We start from the raw sequence: 16,255 nt of genomic DNA on the forward strand, positions 1-16,255 counted from the left end.
GGGCGTATTTTGTTGAAAAACTCGTGCTTGATCGAAGCGTAAGTTGCTGATTCAATTCTTCTGACGGGCGGGAGGGTTTGACGATGATGGGGCCGAGACAGGAAGCACAGGCAGCACTTTTCTACGAGTTCTCGCTTGAGGATCATGTCCCGCAAGACCACCTGCTGCGATCGATCGACCGGTTTGTCGACCTGAGCAGCATCCGTGCCCATTTGGCGGATTTCTACAGCCACACCGGCCGTCCCTCCGTCGATCCCGAGCTGCTGATCCGGATGCTGCTGGTCGGATACTGTTTCGGCATCCGGTCGGAACGACGGCTCTGTGAGGAAGTGCATTTGAACCTGGCTTATCGCTGGTTCTGCCGTCTCGATCTGAACGATCGCATTCCAGACCATTCGACCTTCTCAAAGAACCGCCATGGCCGTTTCCGCGAGAGCGAGCTGCTGCGCCATCTGTTCGAGACGACAGTTGCACGTTGCATCGAAGAAGGACTTGCCAGCGGGCAGCGCATGGCAGTGGACGCCAGCCTGATCGAAGCGGATGCGAACAAGCAGAACTCAACCCCGAAGGAAGAATGGGATGCGTCGACCATCGATCCGGCAGACGCGGGGCGCGCGCGCGGTCCGCGAGTATCTCGACACGCTCGACGATGCCGCATTTGGCGCTGCCAGCGATGTCCAGCCCAAGTTCACCTCGCATTCCGATCCGGCCAGCCAGTGGACTGCGGCCCGCAAAGGGCCTGCTTTCTTTAGCTATTCCGACAATTACCTGATCGACACGGATCACGGTGTTATTTTGGACGTCGAAGGCACCCGTTCGATCCGGCAAGCCGAGGTTGGATCGACGAAGACCATGCTGACACGGGTGAAAGACAAGTTCGATCTGGTCCCTGACTGGATGATTGCCGATACCGCCTACGGCTCCGGCCCGATGCTCGGCTGGCTCGTGGATCGCAAGATCGATCCTTACATCCCGGTGATCGACAAGGCCGGACGAGAGGACGGCACCTGGACACGCGCAGATTTCGACTGGGATGCGCAGAACGATCAATACATCTGCCCCGAGGGTCACGCGCTCAAGCAGTTCCGCCGGAATTACTCTGATCCAAACCGGGGGCCGACGGGCAAGGGCACCGCACGCTATCGCGCCTTGAAAGAAGTCTGCCAGGTCTGCCCGTCCAAGCAAAAATGCTGCCCCAACGCTGATGCGCGCAAGATCACCCGCGAGGAGCACGAAGATGCGCGTCAGGTCGCTAGGGATCTGGCCAAAACCGCAGAATACCAGATTGCAATGAAGCTCAGGAAGAAGGTCGAAATGCTCTTCGCCCACCTCAAACGCATTCTCGGGCTGGGACGACTGCGATTACGTGGGCCGTGCGGCGCAAATGACGAATTCCTCCTCGCCGCCACCGCCCAAAACCTCCGCAAACTAGCCAAGATCCTTCCTGCACCGCAGCAAACGCGAAAAGCCTGACAGAAAAGGCGCGCGCGCCCGATTTGGAACGGCTATTTCTGCGTTTGCAAACGTCTGTTTTTCCACAGAATCGGCTCTCAACAGCCATTCGCCGCAGTCTAAACGAAAGGCCGCGGTCGGGAAATGGGCCAAACTTTGCAAATTCCGTTTCCTGCGCATCGCTGCCGTTGGTCCTGAACGCAGCGAATGTCCCCAATCCGCCCATGCTGTTGAAAAAGTCTTTGTTGCGGCGCGGCAAGTCGTTTGATTCACTCAACTATGAGGGAATTGGAGGATTTCATCATGATGGGAACTCAGGACGCACCGGCGCAGTTGTTTTATGACTTCGATTTGGACCGGCACGTGCCCTCGGATCACATGCTCCGAGAGATTGACCGTTTCCTCGATATGGATGGCATGCGGGAGGTTCTGCGCCCGTTCTACAGCTCCCCTAGGACGTCCCTCAATCGACCCGGGCTGATCATCCAGATGCTGGTCATCGGCTATGTCATGGGGATCGGTTCCGAACGCCGACTTTGTGATGAGGTCCATCTGAACCTGGCCTATCGCTGGTTCTGTCGGCTCGGCCTTGAAGGCAAAGTCCCGGACCACTCGACCTTCTCCCGCTATCGCCACGGCAAATTCCGCGACAGCGATCTGCTTCGGCAGGTGTTCGAGGCGACCGTCGAGCGCTGCCTGAAAGAGGACCTCGTTTCGGGTGAAGGCTTTGCCGTCGACGCCAGTCTGATCCCGGCGGACGCGAACAAGACCCGGTCGATTGCCGCAAGCGATTGGGACGCATATGTCGCGCGCAAGGCAGGCAACAGGGCAGCGCGCGAATATCTGGAAACCCTCGATAACGCTGCCTTCGGAGCTGCCTCCTCGGTCCAGCCGAAGTTCGTCGCCAAGTCCGACCCGGCGGCGCAATGGACCCGCGCGGATGAAAGCCGCCCGTATTTCGCCTATGCCACCAACTACCTGATCGACATCAAAAGCTCAGTGATCATGGATGTTGAAGCCACGCGCGCCATTCGGCAAGCCGAGGTGGGTGCATCGCGCACGATGCTTGATCGGACCGAGAAACGGTTCGGCATTCGGCCGGAGTGGTTGGCTGGTCGAAAGGCGCAGCATCATTCCGTTCATCCCTGTCATTGATAAGTCGGAGCGCACGGATGGCACCTTCTTCAGATCCGACTTCGAATGGGACGAAAAGAATGACCAGTACATCTGCCCCGAGGGCCATGCGCTGAAACAGTTCCGCCACACCTATTCCGATCCAAACCGAGGTCAGGCTACCGTTGGAAGAAAGAAATACCGCGCTCTGAAGGCGGCCCGTCAGGTTTGTCCATCCAAGGACATCTGCTGTCCGAAAGCCAAAGCGCGATACGTGACCCGCGAGCCGCACGAGGAAGCACGCGAGTTCGCCCGGGCATGCCGCAAGACCAAAGCCTACAAGATCTCACGGGACAAAAGGAAAAGGGTCGAGATGCTATTCGCTCACCTGAAGCGCATCCTGAACCTCACGCGGCTCAGGCTTCGAGGACCGAACGGCGCAAAGGACGAATTTCTCATCGCCGCCATCGCCCAGAACCTGCGAAAACTCGCCAAACTCCGCCCGCAGTGCGTTCAAAAGGAGGCCAACGCATGACCTGAACGGTCAAAATAGCCGATCTCCGGCAAACCAACCGGCAAAATCCGTAGCCAAAGGGGCGCTCTGTCACCAACGACGCGAAAATTCTCCAAAACACTCCGACTTTTTCAACAGTATCCGCCCATTCCGTTGAAAAACTCTTTGCTGCATTTGCAAATTGCGGAAATGTGGGAAACGATTCCTCGACGAGCTGATTGCACCTCGTGATGCCGCTAGAGTTTGAATAATTCGGAATATTGTTCTGCCAAATTTGGCCCCAAAGCGCTGCATGAGAGTTTTTCAACACAATCCGCCCATACTCACAAAAAAAGCTTCACAAGGGATTAAGCTTATAAGATGCTTGAACCCCGAAATCATCTGACGAGGAAAGGTGCCTATTTTATGAGCCAGAGGCAGAACTATGGGGGGCAAAGTGGCAAAACTATGGGGCATACCCCAAAGGTTACATTGGTCGGGCTGAGAGGATTCGAACCTCCGACCCCCTGCTCCCGAAGCAGGTGCGCTACCAGGCTGCGCTACAGCCCGACCGTGACGGGCGGGATATAGCGACTTGCGCGGATTTGCAAGGGCCAATTAGCGCTGTTTTACACGGCGAATAAAGGGCGAGATTCGAAAGGAGGCGGCGGAGGAGGCCCGCGAGCGGGTTCTGAGCACGGGCGTGTTTTCCGAATGCCCGCCCCGTGATTCCCGGAACACGATGTAAAGACCAGACAGGATGATGATCCCGGCGCCGATCACCGTGGGCATATCGACGGTTTCGCCGAAGATAAAATAGCCAAAAATCGTTGCCCAGATGATTTGGGAATACTGCATCGGTGCCACGACTGCAGCCTCTGAGGCACGGTAAGCCAAGATCAAAAGCACCCCACCTGTGAAGCCCAACAGCGACACCATGCCGACACCGCCGAGGTCCAAAAGGGGCAGGGGTTTGTAGAAAAAGATCATCATCGCCCCCATGACGACGAAGTTGGCGATCAGCGGATAGAGCATCAAAACGGCGGTGCGTTCTTCGCGGCCGACTTTGCGCACCACGATGGAGGCAAACGCGCCGAAAAAGGCACAGGACAGCGCCGCCATATGGCCAAGTGTGAAGTCTGTCCCACCGGGGCGCAACACCACCAGCACCCCGATCAGCCCGGCAACGACAGCGGCCCAACGGTGAAATCCCACTTTTTCACCCAAGATCGGAATGGACAGGATGGTGATGACAAGGGGGGTGGCAAAGATCAGGGCGTAGACCTGCGCCAGCGGCAAAACGGAAAAAGCATAAAAGGCGGCGACCGTGTTGATCATGGCCGCCATGGTCCGAAGCAGGGTCCACAACGGGTACACCGGGCGCAAATGCCCCTCCGTGCGATCGCGGATCAGCATGAACATCACCAACGGGAAAGAGAACAGTGTTGAGAAAAAGATGATTTGAAACGGCGCATAGACACCGCCCAGGAATTTGATCACCACGTCATGGGTTGAAAAAATGGCAAAAGCCGCAAGGGCGTAAAATGCGCCTGTGATATTCATAAGATCATCCCACCTGCTGTTTGCGCTATCAATAGGCCAGATTTCAAAACACACAAGGGTGCATCCCTTGTCACAGCCATACATCAGCCCCACATTGGGCAGATGTATCGCACACATAAATCGGCAACCTGTTGTTACTGCGGCTCTAAAACCGTGCTGTCTTTCGGACAGGGTGCCCGGCATGAATTGCAATGTAAAGCCTGCGGTGCGCCTTTATCGCGGCTCAAGGCACTGCGCACGGATCATGTCGAAGACCCGTTTATTGTCAGCGGGAAAAAGCGTCCCCCTCCTGAGCGCGGGCCCAAAAAGAAGAAAAAGAAAAACCAAAAATCCATCGCGCATCGGTTGTTTGATGTGGCTGATGATGTGTTTGATCTGTTTGATTAAAGGGCACCCGTGAGGATGCCCTTTCGTATATGTCAATCGCAGTGCCGATGTTCAAAGCGACGCGTTCAGCGCCTCGATGATCTTGTCGCCCATCTCGGAGGTGGTCACAGGCGTTGCGCCCTCTTCCCCCAAAAGATCCGCTGTGCGCACACCATCGGCCAGCACTTTTTCAATCGCGGCTTCCAAACGCGTGGCCTCAGCGCCCTCATCAAAGGAATAGCGAAGCGCCATGGCAAAGGAGAGGATACAGGCGATCGGGTTGGCTTTGCCTTGACCGGCGATGTCGGGCGCGGAGCCGTGCACCGGTTCGTACATGGCGCGCGGGCGGCCATTGGCCATCGGAGCCCCCAAGGAGGCGGAGGGCAACATGCCAAGCGAGCCGGTGAGCATCGCCGCACAATCGGACAGGATGTCACCAAACAGGTTGTCGGTCACGATGACGTCGAACTGTTTCGGGGCCCGCACCAACTGCATCGCGCCATTGTCGGCATACATGTGGCTGACAGCGACCTCGGGGTAATCTTTGGCCACCTCTTCGACGACTTCGCGCCACAGAATGCCAGATTCCATCACGTTGGCTTTTTCCATCGAGCACAGCTTTTTGCCGCGCTTCATCGCCAACTCAAAAGCCGCAATCGCCACGCGGCGGATTTCGGATTCGGTGTAGCGCTGGGTGTTGATGCCAACGCGCTCGTTGCCCTCGGTGATGATACCGCGCGGCTCACCAAAATAGATGCCCGAGGTCAATTCGCGCACGATCATAATATCAAGTCCGGCGACGATGTCTTTTTTCAGCGAAGAGAAATCGGCCAGCGCATCAAAACATTGTGCCGGGCGCAGGTTGGCAAACAGGTCCAATTCTTTGCGCAGACGCAACAGCCCGCGTTCGGGTTTCACCGAGAAATCAAGCACATCGTATTTCGGCCCCCCCACGGCACCCAACAAAACGGCATCGACCTCATGCGCCTTTGCCATGGTTTCATCGGCCAAAGGCACGCCATGTTTGTCATAGGCCGCGCCCCCCACGAGGTCCATTGAGACATCAAAGTTCAGGCCGCGCTTGTCGCCGTACCAGTCAATGATTTTGATGACTTCGGCCATCACTTCGGGGCCAATACCATCGCCGGGCAGAATGAGGAGAGAGGGCGTGCTCATATCGCATCGAGTCCTTATTTTTAGGGTCGACCCGGCGTAACGGACCGCCGCGCGGACGTCAAGGAATCCGCGCGAGATCGACCCAGACAAGCCCATGTCGAAACGGATTTTCCAAACCTTCCGAGGGGGCCCAGGCCACCCCGGCATCCAAGACGGTCATCGCCTTGGACGGCAGCACATAATCGACCCGCAAATTGCCGGGCACAGGGTCACTCCAATCGGCGGTGTCCAAGGTCGGATCACCCAGATGATCGGGTGTGGCGATCGTAGCGTCCAAATCAGAGCGCGGTTTTGGGTCTTGCAGGCGCGGATCGGACAGCAAAGCCACCATATCCACCCGCAGCCCATCGCCATCGGAGGGATCAAGGTTGCTATCGCCAAGGATCACAAAGGGCGCATCGGGCGGTGGCAGGGCCAGCGCGCCATCGAGATACAATTGCCAAAACCGGGTTTCGTCGGCGTTGCGCCGGCCATTGCGATCCTCGTCGCCATCAAACACCGGAGAGGTGGCGGCATAGGTGAACAGATGCAATGGCGTGTCGTTCCAAAGCACGGGAACATCCCAATGGGCATGAGAGGAGAGGCGCAAAACGTCCAAATCTTTTGGATCAAAATAGCCCTTTGGAATGCGTGCACCGGGCAAATCCCGCCACAGCATTTCGGAAAAATCGCGGATGCCATCGACATCAATCGGCAAGCGCGACAAAAAAGCGATGCCACCCTGTCCGGTGAAGTCGCCGTAGGATTGCGCGTCTTCCGGTTCGCCAAACCGCCCGTCTTTGTCCATGTCGATGCCCGTTGAGCGACCGGAATTGCCCGAACGGGTGAAAAGATACGGATAGTCGAGTTCGCGGGCAAATTGCGCCAAGGCGTGGCCATCAAGGTCGGTGTCAAATCCAACGAGCAGCAGAATATCGGGGGACAGCGTTTTGATGTGAGTTTGAGCGGCGAGGATTTGAGCGTCATCGCCTTTGAGAATATCGCGCAGCAAAACTCCCGGCCCTTTGCGCGTCAGTTCGACGGTCCATGTTGCCACGCGCAGCCGATCTTGCGCTTGGCCGACAAGGGGCCAAACGACAAGGCAGAGGGTAAGGAAAAGACGGCAGATCACACCAGTTGGTGGTCGAAATCGGCCTTCGCGTAGGTCTGACGCCGCTTTTCGGCGATCATCGAGGCCACGCGCTCCATGGCGATGCCGCGCATGAACAAAGAGGATGGCAAAAACGCCCATGCGGTCACGGTCCAGATCAGGGATTGGTCGTTGGTGACACTCAAACCACCGAACAGGTTTGAGGCGGATTGTATCACGGCCGGGATGAGGAATGGCAATAAAAAGCCAATCACAATGTTGATCCGCGCATCGCGTTTGAGACGTGCAATCACGTCGCCACCGGCGGTGGGATCGAAGGTGGGCAGGTTGATCCAGACATTAAAGGAGCCGGATTTGGAGGGCCAATGGCCAAGCCGCAAAATGATCACAAAGACTGACAGGGCGACCAAGGAGATGAGATAGCTGAGGCCTGCGGCTTCGCGCATCATCTCAATCTCGCTCAAAGACGCGCCTTCGGGCAGGGCAAGCAACATGAGCCGCACCGGAGAGTAGGGGAAATCGAGCACATAGCCGATCAAAGCCCCCACTGAGGTCACAAAATCGGTGGCGATCGTGGGCTCGGTGGTTCCACGAAAAATCAACGTGAGCAACAAGACGGTGAGAAACAGCGACCCAAACCGCACACGATTGAACGGCGGTGCATCGCGAAACTCGACAAGACCCGGATAGGCGGAGACATATTCGAAAAAGGTCAAAGCCGCGCCGAACAGCGCCACGAGGGCAACGATTTGCGCACCATCAGCGGATACATTTGGCAACAAAACCGACGGCGTTGTGATCAGCATGACCACCAACACCGCGCGCACAATCGCTCCCAGGATGCGATATATCACTGCCCATTTCCCTTCAAACTGGTCGAGTGCGATACGATGCCGCTCTCTTTTCCCATTTTGATCCTGCCAAATATGGCCGACTGCCTCAATCTTGCCCAACTTTTGCCTTCTTTCATCTGCTCCAGCAAGGAATGGTTAAGGTTAACGGGGCAATTGGGGCCGTTTCGTGGACAAAGCGGTGCGATTTTACATCATTTTTCGCGAGCCTATGGGGGGCAAGCAAAGTCGCCACAATATGCTGTGTGCCTGCTCTGTCATCGTTTCTCCGCCCATGGTCTTTTGCCCCACGTTGACCGAGCGCATGGAAATGATCACCCATCCGTGATTTGATTACCCTTGAAAATGGAAAGGGAGGGAGGAAAACCATGCATCTTGCCATATCGCTCCATGACGCGGTCGATCTGATCCCGGATGGGGCCTCTGTGATGCTGTCGGGATTTATGGGCGTGGGCGTCCCCGACGGGATCGTTCATGCGCTGGCAGCGGCCGGCAAAAAAGACCTGACCCTGATCTCAAATGACACCGCGCGGGACACCACCGGGCCGGGGCCGCTGTTTGCCGCGCATTGCGTCAAGAAACTGATCTGTAGCCATATGGGGCTGAACACCATCGTTCAGGCGCAATATGCCTCGGGTGAGTTGGAGGTGGAATTGGTGCCGCAGGGCACATTGGTCGAACGCATCCGTGCCGCGGGTATGGGCCTTGGCGGTATTTTGACACCGACGGGTGTGGGTACGTTAGTGGCCGAGGGCAAACAGATCATCGAGGTCGATGGCAAAGACTATTTGCTCGAACTGCCGCTCTCCGCCGATTTTGCTCTGATCGCCGCGCGCTCCTGCGACTACGTTGGCAACCTGTCCTATATGCTCACCGCCACCAATTTTAACCCGATCATGGCGCTCGCAGGTCGCACCGTGATTTGCGAACCCGAAGAGATCGTGCCCGTGGGTGTGATCCCGCCCGATGCGGTCAAAACCCCCGGCGTTCTCGTTGATCACGTCATCCAAACCACGACATAAGGAGGCACATCATGGACCCCAAAGCCCTTATCGCCCGCCGCGTGGCGCAGGAGATTGAGCCCAACACATTGGTGAACCTCGGCATCGGCATTCCCACGCTTGTGTCTGATTATCTCGACGAAGATATGGGGGTGTTTTTTCAGGCCGAAAATGGCGCGGTCGGGATGGGGCATCGTCCGCCCGAAGGCATGGGCGACCGTCACCTCACCGATGCGGGCGGCAGGTTCGTGTCCTTCGTACCGGGTGCATCGACAATTGATTCCGCTTTTTCCTTTGGTCTGATCCGGGGTGGGCATCTTGATTTGACGGTGCTTGGCGCGCTTCAGGTCGATGAGGCCGGGCATCTCGCCAATTGGACCATCCCCGGCCAGTACACGCCCGGCATGGGCGGCGCGATGGATTTGGTGACCGGCGCGAAAAAGGTGATCATCGCGATGCTCCACAGGGCCAAAGGCGAGGCCAAAATCCTGCGTGAATGCACGCTGCCGCTGACCTCCCAACGTCGGGTCGATTTGATCGTCACCGAGCTTGGCGTGTTCAAACCCGAAGACGACGGCCTGCATCTGATCGAACGCGCACCAAACGTCACGCTTGAGGTGATCCTTGCGATGACGGAGGCCAGGCTCATTCACGACACAAATGTGCCGGAAATGCATCTGGGCTGTTGAATCCCTGCCGGAGGATCAGCGTATTTTATATCAAGGGGGGTCTATGCCGCCCTTTCTCATACGGGCGTCATCTCGCCGATTTTCGGCCTCAAACGCCGCCTATTCGCTGAAAGCTGCCGAAAAATGCGCAAGATGTTGCGAGGCTGTGGCGAGCTTGTGCGCAAAATATTCCAATATTTTTAAGCTCTTGTGCCTTTGCCTTTCAAACGTATCTCTCAAGGCAGCGGTTCAAAACCGTTTCAATGTGCCCGCAGATATGACGCGGGTGCCACACACTGAAAGGACACATGACATGACACGTATCGCTTTGACTTTTGGCGCACTGACTTTGCTCGCAGCCCCGGCTTTCGCGCAGATGACTCTGATGGATGCCGATGAAAACGGCACTTACTCCATGGAGGAAATGCTGATGGCCTATCCCGACATGACGGAAGATACCTTTGCGGCAATCGACACGGATGAGAGTGGGGAAGTGTCCATTGAGGAACTGGCCACGGCGCAAACCGAGGGTCTGCTTCCGCCCATGGAATAAAAGGACTGGATGCGGCGGCCTGTAAGGGCCGCCGTTTCCGTTATGAGCGATGGCTGCGCAGGAACAATCCAAATCCGACCAGACCCGCGCCATTCACCAAAAGCTCAATGCCAAGCAAGATGCCCAAAAGCGACAGCGACACGGCGGCAAAATTGGCAAAGATATAGCCAGCCAGCAGGACGGTCACGGCACCGGACAAGAGCATGGCCCAAAAGAACCGCGTCTGCCGCATTTGCCATGACATCACCAACCGGATCACACCGGAGGCCAAAAGAAAGGCCATGACCACCATGGTCAGGGACAGGGTGCCCTCAACCGGATTGGCGATAAAACTCACCCCGATCATCAAGCTGATCAACCCCCAAAGCAGGCTAAAGATACGGTGCCCTCCAGCCTCTGCGGAAAATCCGGCCCAAAGTTGCGCCGCACCTGTGATGGCGAACAGCGTGCCGAGAAGAATCGTGATGGCCAGCGAGGCGATCACCGCATTGCCCAGCGCCAAGACGCCAAAGAGAAAGGCCAAGGCACCAAGGCCGACCCAAGTTTTCCAGTTGATCATAGCGCCCTCCATGGGATTGGGGATTTTAGACAAGATATAAACACTCAGGGCCAAATTAAAACGGCGACCCGAGGGGCCGCCGCTTCAAATCTGTCGTGATGGTCTTTAAGTTGCGCTTAGACCCAAGGACGTTCCTGTGCCATTTTGGCTTCATAGGCGTCGATATCTTTGACATTCGCCATGGTCAGGCCGATGTCATCGAGCCCTTCCAGCAAGCAATGCTTTTTGAACGCATCGACTTCAAACGGGAACTCTTGGCCGTCCGAAGTGGTCACGGTCTGAGCCTCAAGATCAACGGTCATACGTGCGTTTGCACCCTTTTCGGCATCGGACATCAACACATCCACAACCTCTTGTGGCATCACAATGGGAAGGATGCCGTTTTTGAAAGAGTTGTTGTAAAAAATGTCGGCGAAAGAGGTCGAGATGATGCATTTGATGCCAAAATCCGCCAAGGCCCAAGGCGCGTGTTCGCGTGAAGAGCCACAGCCAAAGTTGTCACCGGCAACGATGACCTGAGCCTCACGATATTGCGGTTTGTTGAGCACGAAATCGGGGATTTCGTTGCGGTCGTCATCATAGCGCATCTCATCGAACAGGTTCACACCCAGACCAGAGCGTTTGATCGTTTTGAGAAAGTTTTTGGGAATGATCATATCGGTGTCGATATTCACAAGCGGCATGGGTGCCGCGATACCCGTGATCTTTTCAAATTTTTCCATGTCCACGAATCCTTTCAGGTCGTTTCACGCGCGGACAATGTCTCGCGCAATTTTTTGAGTTTCCATTTGGGGCCACCGACCTCAAGGCAACGGTCAATGGCATAAAGGGCAAGACCCGGGCGGCGCTCGGCGCTTTTGTTGGCCAGGGTCAGCCAATAGACTTTGCTGTCACGCCGCCGGTCGCGGGCGGCTTTGCGGATGTCATTCACGGGCGGGCCGTCTTCAAACAGACCTTCGAACAGAAGGGGCAGGGATTTGCTGTCCAAAAGCCGCTGCGCCACCTGATGCGAGGCCAGCGGAATTTTGATCAGGGACCACGTCTCATCGGTGTCAAACAGGGCAATCTGATTTCGGTCAGCATTGAGCGGATCATAGAACACAAGCTTTTGCGCCGTCGGCGACACGTGGTCCTCCATCCGATGCACAAACCCGTTGATCCGCTTTGCCGCTTTGCTCCACCGTTTTTCCCAAGGCACAATCGCCCGGTCGATGGAATATTGCGGAGCCACGGCCAGAACCCGATCCGCGCCCAAAGCCCCGGACAGCAAAAGCCCGCCATAAGCGCCCATTGAGGCCCCGTAGGCGACGAGTTTGGTCTCTTTCGGGACAAAGGCCCGGATCGCCCTGGCCATTTCAAAGACCTCATCGTCCTGAAACCAATTGGACATCCGCGCGCGGACATAGACCACAGCCGTGCCGCGTTTGCGAAAGAACCTTTGGCCAAAGCCCGGTTCAGCAAAGCCATCGTCAGCCACCGCATGAGGTAATGAGATCACGACACCATTCGGCGTCAGGGTCTCGCCCTCATACCATGCGTGATACTGGCCGCTGGTCCAAAGCCACTGGCGGATCAACACGCTGTCCTCAAAAGAAGACAGCGCATCGGCAAAGCGTTGCCCCAGTGCCGCAAGCCCGGAGGCCATCAGATGAATGCCGTCAGGACGATGCGCGAGGTCGCGGGTTTCCACCGTTTTGAACGCCGTTACGTCGGCAGAGGCTATGGCGTCGCGCACCAGATCAACGTGATCGCCCGGAGCCGTGATCAGCCCCGCCACAACCGGCAAATCGGGCACACCGAGGTCTTGTCGCAACCGGGCGACAAAACCTTCGAACCGTGCGCCGTAAGCCTGTGCATCCTCAAGATCCAAGGCATCGCTTTCGCCCTGCATCCAAAGTAAGCCCCGCAACCGCATTGGCCCTGTGGCCATTGCGGCGCGCGCCTCGGCCACCAAACGCTGGTAGAGCGGACCACCACGCCCCTCGGCGGACCAGCCGCGGGACAGGTAAGACCCGCCTTTGGCCAGTTTGACGATGGACAGGGGGCGTCCGGTCTGGACTTGCCACTGACGTGCAAAGCTCAGTTCAGGGCCAAACCCCCGTTTCTGATAGCCCGCATCAACGCCGAGCGGCACCCAAGCCCCATCGGCCCAAATGCGCGCACCCTCGATCAGACCCCGCTCTGTTTCAGCGAGATCATCCACACCAACCTTGTGGCCAGCCATGTTGCTTTGGCCAGCCATCAGGATCAGATCAGAGGGTGTGTTTTGCACCATACCCGTGGCCCAAGCTGCTTAGAGCATCTCGCGCACGTCGGTCAGATGACCGGTGAGCGCCGCCGCCGCTGCCATGGCCGGGGACATCAGGTGGGTGCGTCCGCCGCGGCCTTGCCGACCTTCAAAGTTGCGGTTTGAGGTGGCGGCACAGCGCTCACCCGGCGCAAGCTGATCCGGGTTCATCGCCAAACACATGGAACACCCGGCCAGACGCCATTCAAAGCCCGCGTCGATAAAGATGTCGGCCAAGCCCTCCTCTTCGGCTTGCGCGCGCACAAGGCCGGAGCCCGGAACGATCATCGCTCGCATGCCGTCTTTGATCTTTTTGCCTTTGAGGATCGCGGCGGCTGCACGCAGATCTTCGATCCGGCCGTTGGTGCAGGACCCGATAAACACGGTGTCGATTTTGATGTCGGTCAGTTTCTGACCCGGTTCGATGCCCATGTAGTCGAGCGCGCGTTTGACCGCGTCAACCTTGCCGCCGGTGAAATCGTCGGGCGAGGGGACAACTGCGGAGATCGGCAACACGTCTTCGGGCGAGGTGCCCCAGGTCACAACCGGCTGAATGTCTTCGCCTTTCAGCGTCACGACCTTGTCAAAATGGGCGCCTTCGTCGGTGTAGAGGGTTTTCCACCAATTCAGAGCCGCGTCCCACTGTGCGCCTTTGGGGGCGTGTGGGCGGCCTTTGACATAGTCAAATGTGGTTTCGTCCGGTGCGATCAGGCCCGCGCGCGCGCCGCCCTCAATCGCCATGTTACAGACGGTCATGCGGCCTTCCATCGACAGATCGCGGATCGCTTCGCCACAATACTCAATCACATAGCCGGTGCCGCCGCCGGTGCCGGTTTCGCCGATCACCGCCAGAGTGATGTCTTTCGCGGTCACGCCGGGCTTCAACTTGCCGGTGATTTCGACCTTCATGTTTTTGCCCTTGCGCTGGATCAGCGTCTGGGTGGCCAGAACATGTTCGACCTCAGAGGTGCCGATGCCATGCGCCAAAGCGCCGAATGCGCCGTGGGTGGCAGTATGGCTGTCGCCGCAAACCACGGTCATGCCGGGCAGGGTCCAACCCTGTTCCGGGCCAACAATGTGCACGATGCCCTGACGGATGTCAGACACCGGATAGTAATGCACACCGAATTCCTTGGCATTGGTGTCGAGCGCCTCAAGTTGGATGCGGCTCTCTTCATTGGCGATGATGCCAGAGACGCGATCCAGTGTGGTCGGCACATTGTGATCCGGCACGGCGATCGTTTTTTCCGGCGCGCGGACTTTGCGGCCGGTCATGCGCAGACCTTCAAAGGCCTGCGGGGACGTCACTTCGTGAACGAGGTGACGGTCGATGTACAGCAAACAGGTGCCATCTTCGTCCTCGTGGGTCACGTGGGCGTCCCAGATTTTATCATAGAGTGTCTTCGGGGCGGTCATTTCGCTCTCCCGTGGATATGTGAGTGAATTTTAGGAATATGGGTGGCGTGCGGACACACCTGTCCAGGCCGCATCAAAGTCGGGCAAGGACTGAGCACATCGCTCCGAAGAAGCGCCAGGGCAACCAGGCCCGGTCAGCGATTTCAAACATACGTTCCATGCGGATCACATATAGATTGGCATTGAGTCCCGCAAGGGAGTTGACACGTTGCGGGGTCGCTGCGCTTGCGCGCTGGCGCTTTGCCGTGCCAAGCTGACCCAAACACCAAAGGACTGCGCGTGGAACCGACCCAGATCACTGAGCTTTTGAACCAAACCGGCGGTGATATCCTCGGGTTTCTCCAAGGCCTGCTCAGACGGTGGAACCTCTATCAGATCGGCATCACCCTTGTGACGCTCGCTGGCGCGATCTTGATCGGGCGCATTCTCAGCGCCCGGATGCGCAATTGGATGCGCAGCTTAGAAGGTCGGCCAAAATGGCAATTGCGCCTGCTTTTGGCAATGGAAAAGCGGCTGCCTTTGTTGGTTTGGGCGCTGCTCCTCTGGGCCGTCTATCTCGTGATGCACGAGATCACATGGCCGTCGCGCTCCTATTTGATCGCCATCATCGCGCGGGTCGTCTCGGCGTGGTTCGCGGTGGAATTTGTGGTGCAACTGGTCCGCAACCGATCCTTGCGTCGCACGGTACGCTGGGGGCTATGGGCCTATGTGACGCTCTATTTCTTTGGTGGGTTGGGCTGGGCGGCATCGTTTTTAGACAGCATCGCGGTGGAGTTTGGCGATTTTCGCCTCTCCGCCCTTTCGCTGTTGAAGGCCTTGGTGGTGACGGGTCTTTTGGTCACCTTCGCCCGCATCACCGCACGCCAAACCTCGACCCGCATTCGGCGCAACGAAGACATTTCGCCCTCAATGCGCGAACTTATCATCAAAGGCGTTCAGGTGGTTCTCTATGGTGCCGCGTTTTTCATCGGGCTGAAAGCGGTTGGTTTTGATCTGACCGGGCTTGCGGTCTTGTCCGGGGCAATTGGTGTGGGGCTTGGTTTTGGCTTACAGAAAGTTGTGTCAAACCTCGTGTCCGGCGTGATCATCCTTTTGGACAAATCCATCAAACCGGGCGATGTGATTTCGCTGGGCGATACCTTTGGGTGGATCAACACGCTGGGCGCGCGCTATGCCTCGATCACCACCCGTGATGGCAGAGAGTTTTTGATCCCGAACGAAGACCTGATCACCGGGCAGGTGGTCAACTGGTCGCATACAAACGATTTTGTTCGCCTCGACATCTTTTTTGGCACCGCATATGACGATGATCCGCACCAAGTCCGCCAGATCGCAATTGACGCCGCCAAAGCCGTTAATCGGGTCCTGACCACCAAACCGCCCGTCTGCCATATCGTTGGATTTGGCGACAGTTCGGTGGATTACATCCTGAGGTTTTGGATTTCCGATCCCACTGGCGGACTGACCAATGTGCGCGGCGATGTCTATCTTGCGCTTTGGGATGCATTCAAAGAGGGCGGTATTTCCATCCCCTTCCCGCAACGCGAAGTCCGCGTTTTGGAAGGGTCACAGCTTGTCACAAAGGGGGTTGATTGATCGGCGCGCAGGGTACATTGAGATTTACCTCTACTGATGTTATATTGACTATATGCCCAGCGCCGGGGCAT

13 protein-coding genes, 1 tRNA gene and 2 pseudogenes are annotated in these 16,255 nt (G+C 57.2%); 7 read left to right on the forward strand and 9 right to left on the reverse strand.

Annotated elements, in window-relative coordinates; genetic code table 11:
- The first annotated feature begins 83 nt into the window (after positions 1-83).
- Positions 84-1,473: pseudogene (locus BLT54_RS11195) on the forward strand (transposase).
- Between the two features lie 282 nt (positions 1,474-1,755).
- A pseudogene (locus BLT54_RS11200) lies at positions 1,756-3,100 on the forward strand (IS1182 family transposase).
- A gap of 451 nt (positions 3,101-3,551) precedes the next feature.
- On the opposite strand, the gene BLT54_RS11205 reads toward BLT54_RS11200, so the two are convergent.
- Together BLT54_RS11205 and BLT54_RS11210 are read right to left on the reverse strand one after the other, a co-directional pair.
- Positions 3,552-3,628, reverse strand: a tRNA-Pro gene (locus tag BLT54_RS11205).
- A 48-nt stretch (positions 3,629-3,676) separates the two neighbouring features.
- Positions 3,677-4,621 carry a DMT family transporter gene (locus tag BLT54_RS11210; protein ID WP_074645430.1) on the reverse strand — a complete coding sequence of 315 codons (945 nt, stop codon included), beginning with the start codon at positions 4,619-4,621 and terminating at the stop codon, positions 3,677-3,679.
- A gap of 102 nt (positions 4,622-4,723) precedes the next feature.
- Here BLT54_RS11210 and BLT54_RS11215 point away from each other — a divergent pair, with 102 nt between their 5' ends.
- Positions 4,724-5,008, forward strand: a complete 285-nt coding sequence (locus BLT54_RS11215) for a hypothetical protein (protein ID WP_074645002.1) — start codon at positions 4,724-4,726, stop codon at positions 5,006-5,008.
- A 51-nt stretch (positions 5,009-5,059) separates the two neighbouring features.
- On the opposite strand, the gene leuB is transcribed toward BLT54_RS11215, so the two are convergent.
- The 3 genes from leuB to BLT54_RS11230 form a co-directional block, all read right to left on the reverse strand.
- Positions 5,060-6,163 (reverse strand): 3-isopropylmalate dehydrogenase, encoded by a 1,104-nt coding sequence (leuB, locus tag BLT54_RS11220; protein ID WP_074645004.1) that lies wholly within the window; start codon positions 6,161-6,163, stop codon positions 5,060-5,062.
- A gap of 58 nt (positions 6,164-6,221) precedes the next feature.
- Entirely contained in the window at positions 6,222-7,199 is a 978-nt protein-coding gene (locus BLT54_RS11225; protein ID WP_176832870.1) for an endonuclease/exonuclease/phosphatase family protein, read from the reverse strand.
- Positions 7,200-7,270: 71 nt separating this feature from the next.
- A complete protein-coding gene (locus tag BLT54_RS11230) occupies positions 7,271-8,107 on the reverse strand; it encodes a hypothetical protein (RefSeq protein ID WP_074645435.1) in 837 nt (278 codons plus the stop codon).
- Between the two features lie 365 nt (positions 8,108-8,472).
- Here BLT54_RS11230 and BLT54_RS11235 point away from each other — a divergent pair, with 365 nt between their 5' ends.
- The 3 genes from BLT54_RS11235 (at position 8,473) to BLT54_RS11245 (ending at position 10,326) form a co-directional block, all read left to right on the forward strand.
- Positions 8,473-9,126 (forward strand): CoA transferase subunit A, encoded by a 654-nt coding sequence (locus BLT54_RS11235; RefSeq protein ID WP_074645006.1) that lies wholly within the window; start codon positions 8,473-8,475, stop codon positions 9,124-9,126.
- An 11-nt stretch (positions 9,127-9,137) separates the two neighbouring features.
- Complete coding sequence (locus BLT54_RS11240; protein WP_074645008.1) at positions 9,138-9,794, forward strand: 3-oxoacid CoA-transferase subunit B; 657 nt, start codon at positions 9,138-9,140, stop codon at positions 9,792-9,794.
- A gap of 292 nt (positions 9,795-10,086) precedes the next feature.
- Positions 10,087-10,326 carry an EF-hand domain-containing protein gene (locus BLT54_RS11245; RefSeq protein WP_009570134.1) on the forward strand — a complete coding sequence of 80 codons (240 nt, stop codon included), beginning with the start codon at positions 10,087-10,089 and terminating at the stop codon, positions 10,324-10,326.
- 40 nt (positions 10,327-10,366) lie between these two features.
- Here BLT54_RS11245 and BLT54_RS11250 read toward each other — a convergent pair whose 3' ends face one another.
- The 4 genes from BLT54_RS11250 to leuC form a co-directional block, all read right to left on the reverse strand.
- A complete protein-coding gene (locus BLT54_RS11250; RefSeq protein WP_074645010.1) occupies positions 10,367-10,885 on the reverse strand; it encodes an HdeD family acid-resistance protein in 519 nt (172 codons plus the stop codon).
- Positions 10,886-11,001: 116 nt separating this feature from the next.
- Entirely contained in the window at positions 11,002-11,607 is a 606-nt protein-coding gene (gene leuD, locus BLT54_RS11255; protein ID WP_074645012.1) for a 3-isopropylmalate dehydratase small subunit, read from the reverse strand.
- A 14-nt stretch (positions 11,608-11,621) separates the two neighbouring features.
- Entirely contained in the window at positions 11,622-13,160 is a 1,539-nt protein-coding gene (locus BLT54_RS11260; protein ID WP_074645014.1) for a sialate O-acetylesterase, read from the reverse strand.
- Between the two features lie 18 nt (positions 13,161-13,178).
- Positions 13,179-14,588 (reverse strand): 3-isopropylmalate dehydratase large subunit, encoded by a 1,410-nt coding sequence (leuC, locus tag BLT54_RS11265; protein WP_074645016.1) that lies wholly within the window; start codon positions 14,586-14,588, stop codon positions 13,179-13,181.
- Positions 14,589-14,867: 279 nt separating this feature from the next.
- Between leuC and BLT54_RS11270 the strand changes: the two genes are divergently transcribed.
- Positions 14,868-16,184, forward strand: a complete 1,317-nt coding sequence (locus BLT54_RS11270) for a mechanosensitive ion channel family protein (protein WP_074645018.1) — start codon at positions 14,868-14,870, stop codon at positions 16,182-16,184.
- Positions 16,185-16,255 lie beyond the last annotated feature (71 nt).

Source organism: Celeribacter baekdonensis (assembly GCF_900102315.1).
GTDB classification, from domain to species: domain Bacteria; phylum Pseudomonadota; class Alphaproteobacteria; order Rhodobacterales; family Rhodobacteraceae; genus Celeribacter; species Celeribacter baekdonensis.

Excerpts from the sequence above, each read along its gene's own strand:
- BLT54_RS11210 (WP_074645430.1), bottom strand. The coding sequence starts at position 4,621 with ATGAATATCACAGGCGCATTTTACGCCCTTGCGGCTTTTGCCATTTTT.
- BLT54_RS11215 (WP_074645002.1), top strand. The coding sequence starts at position 4,724 with ATGTATCGCACACATAAATCGGCAACCTGTTGTTACTGCGGCTCTAAA.
- leuB (WP_074645004.1), bottom strand. The coding sequence starts at position 6,163 with ATGAGCACGCCCTCTCTCCTCATTCTGCCCGGCGATGGTATTGGCCCC.
- BLT54_RS11235 (WP_074645006.1), top strand. The coding sequence starts at position 8,473 with ATGCATCTTGCCATATCGCTCCATGACGCGGTCGATCTGATCCCGGAT.
- BLT54_RS11240 (WP_074645008.1), top strand. The coding sequence starts at position 9,138 with ATGGACCCCAAAGCCCTTATCGCCCGCCGCGTGGCGCAGGAGATTGAG.
- BLT54_RS11245 (WP_009570134.1), top strand. The coding sequence starts at position 10,087 with ATGACACGTATCGCTTTGACTTTTGGCGCACTGACTTTGCTCGCAGCC.
- BLT54_RS11250 (WP_074645010.1), bottom strand. The coding sequence starts at position 10,885 with ATGATCAACTGGAAAACTTGGGTCGGCCTTGGTGCCTTGGCCTTTCTC.
- leuD (WP_074645012.1), bottom strand. The coding sequence starts at position 11,607 with ATGGAAAAATTTGAAAAGATCACGGGTATCGCGGCACCCATGCCGCTT.
- BLT54_RS11260 (WP_074645014.1), bottom strand. The coding sequence starts at position 13,160 with ATGGTGCAAAACACACCCTCTGATCTGATCCTGATGGCTGGCCAAAGC.
- leuC (WP_074645016.1), bottom strand. The coding sequence starts at position 14,588 with ATGACCGCCCCGAAGACACTCTATGATAAAATCTGGGACGCCCACGTG.